This window comes from Vreelandella sp. EE27, from assembly GCF_968206495.1.
In genome coordinates, this window is the sequence record NZ_OZ309109.1 from 1,102,644 (window position 1) to 1,116,801 (window position 14,158).

General features: G+C 64.0%; 12 protein-coding genes. 9 read left to right on the forward strand and 3 right to left on the reverse strand.

The genetic code is table 11. The annotated features are described in order from the left end of the window. The first annotated feature begins 115 nt into the window (after positions 1 to 115). From ACWHVV_RS05340 to ACWHVV_RS05370, 7 genes are all read left to right on the forward strand, one after another. Complete coding sequence (locus tag ACWHVV_RS05340; RefSeq protein WP_447928427.1) at positions 116 to 913, forward strand: HAD family hydrolase; 798 nt, start codon at positions 116 to 118, stop codon at positions 911 to 913. A 124-nt stretch (positions 914 to 1,037) separates the two neighbouring features. After that, on the forward strand, positions 1,038 to 1,763 hold the full coding sequence (locus ACWHVV_RS05345) for a response regulator (RefSeq protein ID WP_447928428.1): 726 nt from the start codon (positions 1,038 to 1,040) through the stop codon (positions 1,761 to 1,763). Positions 1,764 to 1,828: 65 nt separating this feature from the next. Continuing rightward, positions 1,829 to 3,232 carry an ATP-binding protein gene (locus ACWHVV_RS05350; RefSeq protein WP_447929120.1) on the forward strand — a complete coding sequence of 468 codons (1,404 nt, stop codon included), beginning with the start codon at positions 1,829 to 1,831 and terminating at the stop codon, positions 3,230 to 3,232. A 192-nt stretch (positions 3,233 to 3,424) separates the two neighbouring features. Further along, positions 3,425 to 4,696 (forward strand): ABC transporter substrate-binding protein, encoded by a 1,272-nt coding sequence (locus ACWHVV_RS05355; RefSeq protein ID WP_447928429.1) that lies wholly within the window; start codon positions 3,425 to 3,427, stop codon positions 4,694 to 4,696. A gap of 60 nt (positions 4,697 to 4,756) precedes the next feature. Then, a complete protein-coding gene (locus ACWHVV_RS05360; RefSeq protein WP_447928430.1) occupies positions 4,757 to 5,671 on the forward strand; it encodes a carbohydrate ABC transporter permease in 915 nt (304 codons plus the stop codon). Then, positions 5,664 to 6,542 carry a carbohydrate ABC transporter permease gene (locus ACWHVV_RS05365; protein ID WP_447928431.1) on the forward strand — a complete coding sequence of 293 codons (879 nt, stop codon included), beginning with the start codon at positions 5,664 to 5,666 and terminating at the stop codon, positions 6,540 to 6,542. Before ACWHVV_RS05360 ends, ACWHVV_RS05365 begins: the two co-directional genes overlap by 8 nt. A gap of 49 nt (positions 6,543 to 6,591) precedes the next feature. Continuing rightward, positions 6,592 to 7,713 (forward strand): ABC transporter ATP-binding protein, encoded by a 1,122-nt coding sequence (locus ACWHVV_RS05370; protein WP_447928432.1) that lies wholly within the window; start codon positions 6,592 to 6,594, stop codon positions 7,711 to 7,713. Here ACWHVV_RS05370 and ACWHVV_RS05375 read toward each other — a convergent pair. From ACWHVV_RS05375 to ACWHVV_RS05385, 3 genes are all read right to left on the reverse strand, one after another. Then, positions 7,710 to 8,762, reverse strand: a complete 1,053-nt coding sequence (locus tag ACWHVV_RS05375; protein WP_447928433.1) for a YcjF family protein — start codon at positions 8,760 to 8,762, stop codon at positions 7,710 to 7,712. The two genes, ACWHVV_RS05370 and ACWHVV_RS05375, sit on opposite strands and share 4 nt — an antisense overlap. Then, on the reverse strand, positions 8,759 to 10,147 hold the full coding sequence (locus tag ACWHVV_RS05380; protein WP_447928434.1) for a YcjX family protein: 1,389 nt from the start codon (positions 10,145 to 10,147) through the stop codon (positions 8,759 to 8,761). The genes ACWHVV_RS05375 and ACWHVV_RS05380 overlap by 4 nt, the downstream gene beginning before the upstream one ends. Before the next feature lie 71 nt (positions 10,148 to 10,218). Then, complete coding sequence (locus ACWHVV_RS05385; RefSeq protein WP_447928435.1) at positions 10,219 to 11,088, reverse strand: D-hexose-6-phosphate mutarotase; 870 nt, start codon at positions 11,086 to 11,088, stop codon at positions 10,219 to 10,221. Positions 11,089 to 11,250: 162 nt separating this feature from the next. On the opposite strand from ACWHVV_RS05385, the gene ACWHVV_RS05390 reads away from it, so the two are divergent. Together ACWHVV_RS05390 and ACWHVV_RS05395 are read left to right on the forward strand one after the other, a co-directional pair. Further along, positions 11,251 to 11,493 (forward strand): GlsB/YeaQ/YmgE family stress response membrane protein, encoded by a 243-nt coding sequence (locus ACWHVV_RS05390; RefSeq protein ID WP_227388245.1) that lies wholly within the window; start codon positions 11,251 to 11,253, stop codon positions 11,491 to 11,493. Positions 11,494 to 11,690: 197 nt separating this feature from the next. Beyond that, positions 11,691 to 14,153 carry a DUF1266 domain-containing protein gene (locus tag ACWHVV_RS05395; protein WP_447928436.1) on the forward strand — a complete coding sequence of 821 codons (2,463 nt, stop codon included), beginning with the start codon at positions 11,691 to 11,693 and terminating at the stop codon, positions 14,151 to 14,153. Positions 14,154 to 14,158: the final 5 nt, after the last annotated feature.

Sequence of the window (14,158 nt, forward strand, 5' to 3'; positions counted from 1 at the left end):
GCGATGAAGTCGCCGCGCGGGCGTAAGGTCAATGACTTACCCGCGCTTTGTATAATCGGTTAAGCTGAAAGACCCTTATAAACCCCCAAGAGCGACCACTTGAGAGGAGCGTGCGATGACCCCCCGGCTGATTGTTTCCGATTTGGATGGAACGCTTTTAGGAAGCGATCACGTTTTGCACGAGAGCACCAAGGAGGTGCTGCGCGCCCTGGTCGAGCAGGGCCACCATCTGACCCTGGCCTCCGGCCGCCACTACCTGGACATGCGGGTGTTTCGCGATGAGCTCAATGTGCCCATGCACCTGATCAGCAGCAACGGGGCCTACACCCACGCGCCCGACGATACGCTGCTGAGCGCCCACCACGTGAAGCCTGAAAAGGCCCGCGCCTTGATCGATCTACCGCGCCCGACGGATGTCCGGTTGAGCCTTTATGTGGACGACGCCTGGTACATCGATGCCGCCTCGCCTGGGCACCTGGCCATGCACGCCGCCACGGGCTTCGTCTATCAGGTCGTTTCGCCGGCCAACATGCCCGCCGAGGGCATCGGCAAGGTACTTTACGGCGGCAAGCCCAAGGCGCTTGCAAAGATCGAGGCAACGGTGCGCGACATTAGCGACGGCGAGTTGCACGTCACTTACTCGACCCCGGAGTCGCTCGAGATCATGGCGGGTAACGTCAACAAGGGCGTCGCCTTGAAAGCGCTGCTCGAACGTTTGGGCGTCGAGGCCGAGCAGTGCCTGGCCTTTGGCGATAACTTGAACGACATCGAAATGCTGAGCCTGGCAGGCGAGGCGCACTTCATGGCCAACGCCCACCCGGAAATGGCCGGGCGCTTGGGGCGTGGCCGTCAAATAGGCCACCACGGCGAAGCCGGGGTCGCCGCGCTTTTGCGCGAGCGCTTTGGGCTTTGAGCCAACGGCTGTGATCGGGTTACCACCTTAGTCGATAGCCGCTTGTGGTCGGCAGGGCTCTCCACCATTATCTAGCGCGAAAAAGATAATAACGACGATAATAAAAGAGAGGGAGCCCGCTACTATGACCCACGTGCCTGATTGCGTCATGATCGTCGACGACGACCCGGAAATTTGCGAGCTGCTGGCGGATTACCTGGGCCGCCACGGCTACCAGGTGCTGACCGCCGACAATGCCCAGTCGCTCTACGCCACACTGGACGAGCAAACGCCGAGTCTGGTGCTGGTGGATGTGATGATGCCCGGCGACGACGGCTTCGCCGTTTGTCGGGCGCTTCGCCGCCAGGGCGATATGCCGATCATCATGCTCACCGCAAGCAGTGATGAAACCGACCGGATTCTCGGCCTGGAGCTGGGCGCCGACGACTATATGGCCAAGCCCTTCAACCCCCGGGAGCTTTTAGCGCGCATCAAAGCGGTGCTGCGGCGCACTCGCGCCGGCTCCGAGCCACCCAGCCCCGGCCACGCCCGCTGGGTGCGCTTTGGCCCCTGGCAGCTCGATCGCACCACCCGCGAGCTGGTGGACCAGGGCGGGGCGCATACGTCGCTCTCCGGGGCGGACTTTCAATTGCTGCAGGTGTTTCTCGAGCGCCCAGCCACGGTGATCACTCGGGACGACCTTTATACGCTGTCACGCGGGCGCCACGCGCCGCCGCTGGATCGCTCCATCGACGTTCACGTTTGCAGGCTGCGCCAGCGCCTGGGTGAGGACGCCCAGCACTCGCAGCTGATTCGCACCGTGCGCGGCGCGGGCTACGTGCTCACCGCCCAGGTCGAAGCCGTCGTGTGAGCACGCTCAGAGGCGTCTTGAAACGCTGTCTGCCGAGTACGCTGCGCGGGCGCTTCGTGATCATCATGATTGCCGGGGTGCTGGCGGCCCAGGCGGCGAGCTACGCGCTCTGGAGCTCCCAGGTGCGCGCTAGCCAGCTCGAACAGCTCGACGAGCTTTCCAACAACATGGCGCTGAGCATCGCCTCCACCATGAAGTTTTTCCGTTCGCTGCCGGTGGACTACCGCCATATCGTGCTCGACCAGTTACGCAACATGGGCGGAACGCGCTTTTTCGTCAGCGTCAACGAGCGGCGTATTCCGGTGACCGATATCGGCAGCGGCGCCGAAAAAGCGCTGGTGGTGGGTAACGTGCATCGTATTTTGACCCAGGAACTGGCCATCGACGACGTCGTGGTCGAGTTCTCGCGGCCGGAAACCCTGCGCGTTTTCAACAACGAAGTGCTGCTTCACGATTTACCGCCGCGCTGGGGTCAGCACAGCCTGCTGATGGAGCCGCTGTCGCCGCCGATTCTGGTGGTACAGCTCGAGCTTGCCCCGGGCATGTGGCTTTACGTGGCCACGCTACTGGGCGTGCCGGATATCTTTAACGGCTACCGCTGGCTTTCCGAAGAGCGCCTGCTGGTGGGCTTGCTGGTTTTGATGAGCGTGCTGGCGCTCTCCTTTTGGGGCATTACCAGCGTGACTCGGCCGCTGGCGCGACTCTCCAGCGCCGCCCGCCAGCTCGGCGATGACCTGGACCGCCCGCCGCTCAAGGAGAGCGGCCCCAAAGAGGTCGCCGCCACCGCGGTGGCGTTCAACCGTATGCAGCGGCGCATACGCGAGCAGCTCGACGAGCGCGAGCGGCTCTTCTCGGCGATTTCCCACGACCTTAAAACGCCGATCACCCGGATGCGCCTGCGCGCCGAAATGCTCGACGACCCACTTCAGCGCGAGCGTTTTTGCGCCTCGCTCGATGAGCTGGGCGAGCTCGTCAAAGGCGCGCTTGCCTCGGTAAAGGGGCTCGATCTGCACGAAGACCCCGCCGCGGTGGATATCACCGCCCTGGCCGCAACGCTTGCCGACGAGCTTGGCTTGCAGGGTGGCGAGGTCCGGGTGACAGGCCAGGCCGCGCCGCTTACGGCCAAGCCGCTGGCGCTCAAGCGCTGCCTGGCCAATCTCCTGGAAAACGCGGTGTTCTACGGCAAGCGCGCGACGGTGCACATAAGCGATACGCCCGAGCAAATCACGCTACGTATTCACGACGCCGGCCCCGGTATTGCTCAAGACCAACGGGCGCGGGTTTTTTCACCGTTCGTGCGCCTGGAAGCCTCGCGTAGCCGCAACACCGGCGGCAGTGGCCTTGGGTTGGGCATCGCCCGGCATATCGCCCGCGCCCACGGCGGCGATATCACCTTGGCCAATCATCCACAAGGCGGGCTCGTCGCCACCCTGGTGCTGTTGCGCCACGCGCCTATTACAGGTTTGTAAGAAAACCCCAGGACTATGTAGTAAAGGGTAACTCCCGTTTGCAGGTATTGCGGCGTACTCTGCAGTAAGCGCTACGTGTAACCATTCCCTCGAACGATTCAGACAAACGATTCAAACGAGTGTTTCACTCAAACGGTTCGCACAAGCGATCTATAAAAAAACGATCCGACAATAACAACGCCAGGAGTCATCATGTCGACATTGCGTTTACCCTCCATGCGCCAGTCCGCCCTCAGCCTCGCGCTTGCGCTGGCCGCGACTACTTCTGCCCAGGCAAGCGACGTCGAGGTCCTCCACTGGTGGACCTCCGGCGGCGAAGCGCGCGCGGCCAACGTGCTCAAGGAGCTTCTTGAAGCCGAAGGCTACGGCTGGGAAGACTTCGCCGTGGCCGGCGGCGGCGGCGAAACCGCCATGACGGTGCTCAAATCCCGCGCCATGTCCGGCAACCCGCCGTCGGCGGCGCAAATCAAGGGCCCGGAAATTCAGGAGTGGGGCGAGCTTGGCCTGCTGGGCGATCTGGACGACGTGGCCGAGCAGGAGGGCTGGGACGACCTGCTCCCCGAGGTGGTCGCCGATATCATGCGCTATGACGGCCAATACGTGGCCGTACCCGCCAACGTGCATCGGGTGAACTGGCTGTGGGCGAACCCGGAGGTGCTGGACGCCGCCGGTGTCGAGATGCCGACGACCCTGGACGAGCTCTTCACCGCCGGTGAGGCGATCCGCGAGGCGGGCTTCGTGCCGCTGGCCCACGGCGGCCAGGACTGGCAGGACGCCACCGTGTTCGAGAGCGTGGTGATTGGAAGCCAGGGCGTGGATTTTTATCGCCAGTCGCTGGTGGAGCTCGACCCTGAGGCGCTGGGTAGCGATGAAATGATCAGCGCACTGGAGACCTTCAAGCGCCTGCGCGAGCTGATGGACGACGGCATGCCCGGACGCGATTGGAACATCGCCACCAATATGGTGATCGAGGGGGACGCGGGCTTTCAGCTGATGGGGGATTGGGCCAAGGGTGAATTCACCGCCGCCGGGCTCACCGCCGGCGAGGACTACCTTTGCGCCGCGGCACCGGGAAGCGCGGACGCTTTCTCGTTCAATATCGACAGCCTCGCCATGTTCCGCGTCAGCGACGATGACGAGCGCGAAGCCCAGCAGGCGCTGGCGCGGCTGGTGCTCGAGCCTACCTTCCAGGAAGCCTTCAACCTGGCCAAGGGCTCGATTCCCGCGCGCCCGGACCTGGACATGAGCGAATTCGACAGCTGTGCCGAGCAGTCCCTGGCCGATTTCCAGCGCACCGCCGAAGAGGGCGGCCTGGTGCCCAGCATGTCCCACGGCATGGCCGTGCGCGCCGATATCCAGGGGGCGATCTTCGATGTCGTCACCAACTACTTCAACGACGCCGACATGCCCGCCGAGCAAGCCGCCGAGCGCCTGGTGAGTGCCGCGCAGGCTGCTTCCTTCTAAAAGCCTTTTGATCAAGGTGCGCCGCCGCCCGGCGGCGCCACGCTGACAGGCAAACTCCCTATGAGCGACACAACTTTGCCCAAGGCCCATCGGCCGACGGTTTCCGGCTGGCTACAAGGCTGGCTTCCGCGGCTGGTGTTGGCCCCCTCCATTGCCATTACGCTGTTTTTCGTTTACGGCTTCATGCTCTGGACCTTCGTGCTCTCGCTGACCAGCTCGCGGATGCTCCCAAGCTACGACTTCGTTGGCTTTGGCCAGTACGCGCGGCTCATGGCCAACGACCGCTGGTGGGTGGCCTCGACCAACCTGATGATCTTTGGCGTCTTGTTCGTCGCGGTGTGCCTGGTGCTCGGGGCCGTGCTGGCGATTTTGCTGGATCAAAAAATCCGCCAGGAGGGGGCGCTTCGCACGATCTATCTTTACCCGATGGCGCTTTCGTTCATCGTCACCGGCGTGGTCTGGAAGTGGCTTCTGAATCCGCAGCTGGGGATCCAGGCCATGGTGCGCAGCTGGGGGTTCGAGTCGTTTCGTTTTGATTGGATCGTCGACCCGAACATGGCCATCTTCACCTTAGTGATCGCCGCGGTCTGGCAGGCCTCGGGCTTCGTGATGGCGCTGTTTCTGGCGGGGCTTCGCGGTATCGACGACAGCATCATCAAGGCCGCCCAGCTCGACGGGGCGAGCCTGCCGCGCATCTATTGGCGCGTGGTCATGCCGTGCCTGCGCCCGGTGGTGTTCAGCGCGGTGATGATTCTTTCGCACATCGCCATCAAGAGCTTCGACCTGGTGGTGGCGCTGACCGGCGGCGGGCCCGGCTACGCCACGGACCTGCCCGCGACCTTCATGTACACCCACGCCTTCAATCGCGCCCAGATCGGGCTGGGCTCCGCCAGCGCCATGCTGATGCTCGGCGGCGTGCTGGCGATATTGATTCCGTATCTCTACTCCGAACTAAGGAGCCGAAAGCATGGCTAACGTGATTCGCCGCCAGTCCCCCGCGGCGCGCCTGTGGCGGGGGGCGCTTTACCTGGTGCTGATCATCGCCGCGCTTTTCTACGTGCTGCCGCTGATCGTGATGCTGATGACCTCCTTCAAACCGCTGTCCGAGATCACCGCCGGCTCGCTTTTGTCGCTGCCGCAAAACCCAACCCTGGCGCCCTGGACCAAGGCCTGGGGCGAGGCGTGCACCGGCATGCGCTGCGAAGGGGTGGGGGGCTACTTCTGGAACTCCTTCGCCATCGTGATTCCGGCGGTGTTGATTTCGACCACGGTGGGCGCACTCAACGGCTACGCCTTGACCAAGTGGCGCTTCAAGGGCTCGGAGCTGGTATTCGCGCTGATGCTCTTTGGCTGCTTCATCCCGTTCCAGGTGGTGTTGTTGCCGATGGCGCAAACCCTTGGCTGGCTCGGGCTTTCGAGCTCACGGGCGGGCCTGGTACTGGTCCACGTGGTGTTCGGTATCGCGTTTACCACGCTTTTTTTCCGTAACTTCTATGTGGGCATTCCCGACGAGCTGGTCTCGGCGGCCAAGCTCGACGGCGCCGGGTTCTTTCGCATTTTCTGGCGCATCCTGGTGCCGGTCTCGGCGCCGATCATCGTGGTGTCGATCATCTGGCAGTTCACCCAGATCTGGAACGACTTTTTGTTCGGCGTCGCGTTTTCCGGGCACAACACCCAGCCGGTGACCGTTGCACTCAACAACCTGGTGAATACCTCGACCGGGGTGAGCGAGTACAACGTCAATATGGCCGCGGCGATGATCGCCGCGCTTCCGACCCTCATCGTCTACGTGCTGGCGGGTAAATACTTCGTGCGCGGGTTAACGGCCGGGTCGGTGAAGGGCTAATTCGTCGGTCGATTACTCACAATAGAGCGTCACAACAGGAACGATATTTATGGCAGCGCTTGAAATTGATCAGGTACGCAAGGAGTTCGGTCGCGAGCGAGTGCTCAAGGATGTCAGTCTCTCCATCGAGTCCGGGCAGTTTCTGATTCTGGTGGGGCCGTCGGGCTGCGGCAAGTCGACGTTGATGAACGCCATCGCCGGGCTGGAGCCGGTCACCAGCGGCCATATCCGCATCGATGGCGAGGACGTGACCACGCGCACCCCCGCCGAGCGTGATATCGCCATGGTGTTTCAATCCTACGCCCTCTACCCCAGCATGACGGTGCGCCAGAACATAAGTTTCGGCCTCGAGATGCGCAAGGTGCCCAAGGCCGAGCGGGCACAAGCGGTGGAGCGAGTGGCGGATCTTCTGCAGATATCGCACCTTCTGGAGCGCAAGCCTGCTCAGCTCTCCGGCGGGCAGCGCCAGCGGGTGGCGATGGGCCGGGCGCTGGCCCGCGAACCCAAGGTGTATTTGTTCGACGAGCCGCTGTCGAACCTGGACGCCAAGCTGCGCGTGGACATGCGCACCGAGATCAAAAAGCTCCACCAGCGCCTGGGCACCACCATCGTGTACGTGACCCACGACCAGGTCGAGGCGATGACCCTGGCAGATCGTATCGCGGTGATGCGCGACGGGCACATTTTGCAGCTGGGCTCGCCGGACGAGGTCTACAACGACCCGGTGGACATGTTCGTGGCCGGCTTCATGGGGTCACCGTCGATGAACTTCATCCAGGCAACGCTCGAAAGCGAAAACGGTGGCTATCAGCTGCGTATCGCCACGCCTCAAGAAGAGGACCTGGTACTCCCCTGGCCCCAGGAGCGCTACGCGGATGAGCTTGCCGAGCGGGTAGGCCAGACGGTGATTCTGGGCCTGCGCCCCGAGCACTTCAGCGAAGAGGACGAGCGGCTGACCGCCCAGGCCGAGGGCACGCTGCTGACGGCGAACGTGGCGGTGGTCGAGCCGACCGGCGCGGATATCCTGCTGCGCCTGCCGCTGGGCGAGCAGGAAGTCACCGCCCGTGTCGGGCCCAAGTGTACGGTGGCGGCGGGGCAGCGCCTGGCGCTGCGCGTCGATATGGGCCGGGCGATTTTATTCGATGCGCAAACCGAGCACCGTATCGCTTAGGAAGAGGGCTCTTTATCCGCGCGCTTGAGCTGGCGCCATAGTGCCTGGCGCAGGTCGGCAAGTTTGGGCTGCTCTTCGACGGTGAACGCAAGCGGGCGGCAAAGGCGCTGAGCGCGAAGCCCCAGGCGTGCGCTTAAAAGGCCGGTGGCCAGCCCCTGGCCCGCCCGGGTCGAAAGCCGGGCGGTCAAATCCAGCGACAGCATGTCCATGCTGACGTCAGTGGCGAGCTCGCTGGCGCCGGCGAAGGCCATATTGTGCAAGACGTTTCGAAAAAGGCGCAGGCGGCTGGCGTAGCCAAGCTCCAGCCCGTAAAGCCGACAGAGCCGGTCGACCATGGCCAGGCTTCGCCAGGCGACCAGCGCCATATCCACCAGGGTCAGCGGGCTGATCGCCACCATCAGCGCCGTCTCCCCGGACATCCGCGTAATCAGCTGCTGCGCCTTGCGATCCCGCGGCGCCAGCAGGTGATAGCACAAAAGCGTCTGGATCTCTTCGCCGCTGTGGTGCGGCTGGCACGCCTTCGTGAACGCCTGCCAGTGGGGGTCGTCGTCGCTGAGCTTGAGCTGCACTCTCAGCTTTTCGGCAAGCGACTCGGCCTTTTCGAAAGAGCAGTGGGGAAGTGTGGCGAGCTCTTCGCGCAGTTTATCGTGGCGCTTGAGCCGTTTGAGGCGGCCAAGCTCCTTGACCAGCGATACGCCGCCCAGGGTAATCAGGCCCAGTCCAAAGGCCTGCCAGGCGACATTGAGCCACGCCGAGCCTTCGATCGCCTCGGGGATGCCGGTGGCGAACTCCGCCGCCCCCAGCCCCGCAAAGCCGACCAGCGCGAACATCAGCCCCCAGCGGCGCTTGCGCGGTGCGCCCAGGGTGGCCTCGGGTAGCGCCTGCGCTTCGCTTTCGGCAAGCGGCGCATCGCCCTGTGCCGGGTCGAAGCGCTGGTGGGCGCGAAGCGTTTCATCGAAGGGCTCATCGAGCGCTTCATCAACGCGTTTATCAGCCGCTGGCGGTATGTCGTCAAGCGCGAAGTGGCGGCGCGGCTCGGTGGGTGTCATTGCAGTTTGTCTCCAATCAGCCAGTCAAGCGCGGCGTCCATCCGAATGTGGTCGAGGGCGTCGCCGTCGCGGCTCGCGGGGCGAAAACTCGGGTAGTCGAACCCCTGGCGCTGCCAGAATTCCGCCGTGGGCAGGCGGCTTGGCACATCGCCCGGGTAGAGCAGCACCTCCTCGCCATCCAGGGTCGTGCCGCGCAGCGCCGGGGTACGCTTGCCGTTCTCCTGCACCTCGCGGGCCTGGGTGGCGCGAATCGCGGCCAGCGACAACGCCTTCACCGGCACGTTGGCGTAGCGCAGATCCTTGATCGGCTCCGCCAGCAGGCTCTCCAACAACGTGACCACGTTGGCGTGCTGGTTCGGGGTGACGTGGTCGGCCTTGGTCGCAGCGATGGCCAGGCGGTCGATTTTGGGGGCGAACATCCGCGTGAGCAGGCTGCGCTTGCCGTAGTTGAAGCTCTGCATCAGCTGGCCCAGGGCGCTGGAGAGATCCTCGAAACGCTCAGGGCCGGCGTTGAGCGCGCCGAGCACGTCGACCAGTACGATCTGGCGATCGAAACGGCGGAAGTGGTCGCGGTAGAAGGGCCGCACCACCTGCTGCTGGTAGTAGCGAAAGCGCGCGGCCAGCGTCGCGTAAAGGCTCTGTTCCGGCAGCGCTTCGAGCATTTCCTGGGGCTGCGCCAAGTCCGGCAGGGGGAAGAACTGCAACACCGGTGCGTCCTCGAGCTCGCCGGGCAGCAAAAACCGCCCGGGCTGAAGATCCGAAAAGCCCGCTTGCTTGGCGCGCTTTAGCCCTTCGGCGTAGGCCTGGGACAGGCTTGCCAGTGTGCTCTCGTCGACCTCGGCGGCGGGGTCGAGCTGTTCGACCGCCTCGAGCCATTCGGTAAATAGCGCCCGGCGATGCGGGCCCTGGTGGTGTGACTGCGCCTGACACCAGCTGTAAAAGTCGTGCTGCAAAAGCGGCAGATCCAAAAGCCACTCGCCGGGGTAGTCGAAAAGATCCAGCGTGAGCCTGGCGGTTTCCGGCGTGAACCAGCCACTTTGCGCCGGTTTGAAGCGAAGCTCCAGGCGAAGTTCGCTAATGCCGCGGGTCGGCGCGGGCCAGCGCGGCGGTGTCTCGGAAAGCGCCGCCATGCCCGGGTCATAAGGAAAGCGGGGTACGCCCAGATCCGGCTGGTTGAGCCGCATGGCGCCTAAAAGCCGCCCTTCGCGGGCGGCAGGTAGTAAATCGAGGCGGGCATCGAGCCCGGCATGGCGCAGTTGGTTGACCAGCGAGGTTAAAAACGCCGTCTTGCCCGCCTGGGAAAGCCCGGTCACGGCAAGCCTTAGCTGCCGGTCGCGACCGCGTTCGAGTAAATTATTGAGCTCCCGACTTAACGGCTGGGGCATGCTGGGCATTCCTTGGGCAAAGGGTTCGGCGGGTAGCGCTACAGCATAGCAAAGCGTTCATTAACCAGCGATTAACCGCGGCTGATCGTCGTGCCGAGCAGGTGCTGGGCGCCGGGAACCAGCCACACCGGGTCGAGCCGGGTGTTGGCGGCTTCGACACACACGAAGCGGTAGGCGGCTTTTGCCGGGGTGTCGGCGGGTAGCACATCGCCTGGGTGCCACACCACGGTGGAGTCGCTGGACTGTTTGGCAACGCGCAGGGTGCGCTCGCCATCACTGAGGGTTACCGCTTCGTTGGTGTGATAGATACGGTCGACCGCGCCTTGAACGGCCAGCACGCCCTGTTGTTCGGCTTCGGCGAAATCCTTGAGCTTGTCCAGATAGCGGGCCCCGGCCAGGCCTTCCAGGCGACACTGGTGGGTGTTCGCCACGCCCAGATACGTATGCAGCGCACCGCTGATTTTCACCGGCGTTTCGCCGATGTTCTCGCTGATGAGCTCCACGTTCAGACGCTGGGCGTTGGCTTGAACGACCACGCGGGCGGTCAGCAGACCGTGCAGACGCTCGGCCGGGGAGAGGTGGACCTCGATACCTTCGGCGTGCTCGTCCACGGCGTCCAGTCGCCACTGGGCCTGGCGGGCCAGGCCATGGAACGGGCCATCGTGATTAGGGCTTTCATCGGCGTAGCGCTCGTCGGCAAACCAGGGCCAGCAAAGCGGTATGCCGCCGCGAATGGTGGCGGGCAGCGGCGCGGGGGTGGGCGTCACCCAAAGCCAGGGCGTGTCGTTATGGGGCTTGAAATGCAGCACTTGGCCACCCTGCAGGCTGATGACCATTTCCCCCCACGCCATGTTGAAAATGACCACCTCGCGGCCTTGCCAGGTGGTCTGTGCCTGATCGGCCACATTGGAGATAAGGGCGTTGAGCGAGTCTGGGATCATGGGGTTTCCTCAATTGGGTCAGCGTATCGCGTTGGCGGGGGCGCTTATGGGGTGGTGACGGCGCACATAAACCAGGCAGAACCTTAGCGCTGTGTGCTATGTTAGGACAAGCGCGCACGGTAGGTAAAACCTGCGTATAAGTGAAAAAACCAAGGAGGAATTATGGGCTTTTTAGCATGGCTTATTATCGGTGGTCTGGCTGGCTGGATCGCTGGCAACATTATGCGCGGCGGCGGCTTCGGCATTATCGCCAATATCGGGGTCGGTATCGTGGGTGCGGTGATCGGCGGTTTCCTGTTTAGCCTTCTGGGCCTGTCCGCCGGGGGCTTCATTGGCTCGCTGGTGACGGCGACCGTCGGTGCCGTGGTGCTTTTGTGGATCATCAGCAAGGTGCGAAGCGCCTAAACGCTGGCTGCCTAAGCATTAAAGGCAAACGGTTTACCCACTAAGCCGGCACTACGTTTTTAAACACCGCCCCGGAGTCCTCTTCGGGGCGGTGTTTTTGGTTAATTGCCAAGCGCGCTATCGGCCTTGCCGGGAGTTTCCGTTACACTAGGGCGCTTTTTCTGGCGCGTTGCCGAGTGTCGTTTTCGAGGTGTCTTTTGGCCGAAGCATTAACTTCCTGGTGGTCCCAACAGCTTGTGCTGTGCGATTGGGCGTTCCTGTCACACCCTTTAGCGATGGATAGCGCAAACGCCGAACAGCGCCTGCAGGCATTGGGCATTACCCATCGGGGGGAGCTGGTCGAAAAGTTTTTGCATGGGCTGGGGGCGTTCGATGCGCACCCGCACCAGCTGCTGGGTGCGCTCGAGTGGAGCGCGCTCGCCGGCGCCGCCGGCTGGGTCTCGTCTGAACAGGCGGTGAGCTGGGCACACCACGTGATGCGCCGCATCGCCGCGAAGTATCGTGACCTGCGCAGCTGGCTGCGCGACCTGCGCCAGGCCGTGGGCGAAAGTGCGCCCGCCGAGGTTCAAGAGCGCTTTTTGGAAGCGTGCCAAACCCTGACCCAATGGGAGAGCGAGGCCAGCGCTGTGAGCTGGCCCACCTTCGAGCGGGCACTTGCCGAGACACCGCCGCCGACCCCCCTTTGGCCGGATACCCCCAACGCCCGGCCCTGGCGGCTGGGCGCGCTGTTTCATCCGGTCATGTGCTACCCGGCAACGCCGGGGGACTGGCCCGAGGCGCGCCAGTGGCTTGCGCAAATCTGGCAGGTCAACGACCGCGACCAGCTTCTGGGCGTGGCGTTGTGGCTCAGCGCCCAGGGCGACCGCCAGCGTTGGGATATCGAGGCGCGGGAGCTGCCGGGCATGGACGCCGCCCAGCGGCTGGAGTGGCAGCGTGGCGCCCAGGACGAGTTTGCCTACGCACCGGTGCTCGATCGGTTCGTTAGTCAAAACGAGCCGCTCGAGTGGGCCGCCTGGGACTGGCTGCGTATGGTCGAGCTTGCCTGGGCGGGGGCGTGCAGCGGGCTTTTGAGTCAGCAGGAAGCCGATGATATTGCCGCCCACGGTGCTGATCTGATCACCCAGCGCTACGCCGACTGGTCGGCGCTTTTGGCCGCCTACCGCCGTGGGCAGAGCCTGTTCGAAGGCATCGACCGGCGCGCGATGACGCCCAGTGCCCAGCATACGCTGCTGCTGGAGGCCTCTTGTAGCCCCTGGGACATGAAGCCCGGCGCGCTTTTGGACCCGGCGGTGCTGTCAGGTTCGCGGGCGCGTATCAAGGCGTGGCGCTCGACCGACCACCACTGGCTGCTGGCGCTTGCAAGCGTTCGCGAACCCGATGCGATGCTGCGCCAGTTCGACCCCGGCGCCTTTATGGGCGAAAAGCGCCGCGCCGATGCGGCGGTCTATTTGCAGGACGCGCTCGGTCTTCACGCCGACGAAGGGGCGGGGGCGCTGGCCCGTTACTGGCTGCCGGCCCAGGCGCATCACCTCAATCAGCTGGCCGCCGACGCGGTACACGGTGTGATGCCGCCCAAACGCACCCCCTTTGGCCAGCCCGGCGCCGATGAGGTCCGCCAATTGCAAAGCCTCAAGGGCGTGAGCCGCCACGCCGCCACGGTTCACATGGCCGAAAAGTTCGCCTTTTATCTGCACATGGCGTTTGATAGCCGCTTGTTCGAGCAGTCAGCGCTTTTGAACTACGCCAGCGCCTTGAAAAGCTGCCTGTGTCGCTTTTATACCTCCCCGCGGCGCTTGCTGGAGGCCTGGTTTGCCTGGGAGAGCTGCCTGCCCGAGCCCGAACACGACTCGTTGATCGGCGAAATCGCCTGGCACCTGGAAGACCCGGGCAGCCTCTTCTACTGGCTTGACTGGCAGCCCGGCGCTTGGCAGGAGCCCGGCGAGCGGCCCAGCATCAGCCACTTTACCGCCATGGCGCTGGTCGGTCCGCTCAATAGCGCCGTGTGGAGCGACCCCCAGCCCGAAAGCGAGCGCGAACAGGCCTCGATTCGCGAGTGGGTGGACAGTCACTACCACTTGGCCAGCGCCGCCGACATGCAGGATTTTCTGAACTTCATGCTCGAATCCGGCGACCGTCAGGAGTATCAGATCAACTACGCCCCCTACACGCTCAACCCCGGGCGGCTGGCCAGCGAAATCGCCATTCTGGAGTCCGGCGACTGCGTGGAGGAAGAGCGCCACCATCTGCTTCGCCTTCGCCGGGTGCGTGACAACGAGGATGGCTGCAACGATGTGGACATGGCGGCCTGGGACATCGCCCAGTTGATGGACCTGGCGATTGCCGCGCGCCAGCTTGGCTGGCTGGAGCGGGAGGCGTTCAACCGCGTGCTGGACCGCGCCTACCAACTGGCCGACGCACACTATGCCGGTTGGCAGGAGTACGCGGCGGGCATGTACGCCGGATTTTCCTTTTTCATGGGCGAAACGCCCGAGCGCGAGGAGTTTCTGGCCGGCTTCCGCCAGGCCCTAACCGCCTGGCTGAGCGGCGCACCGATTCTGGCCGGCCCCTGGACGAGCCTGGACTTCCCCGGCACCAAACCGCGCCACTTCGCCCCGCTGCATATCGACACCCTACCCGGGGATCAACGGATACTGCATTGAGGCGT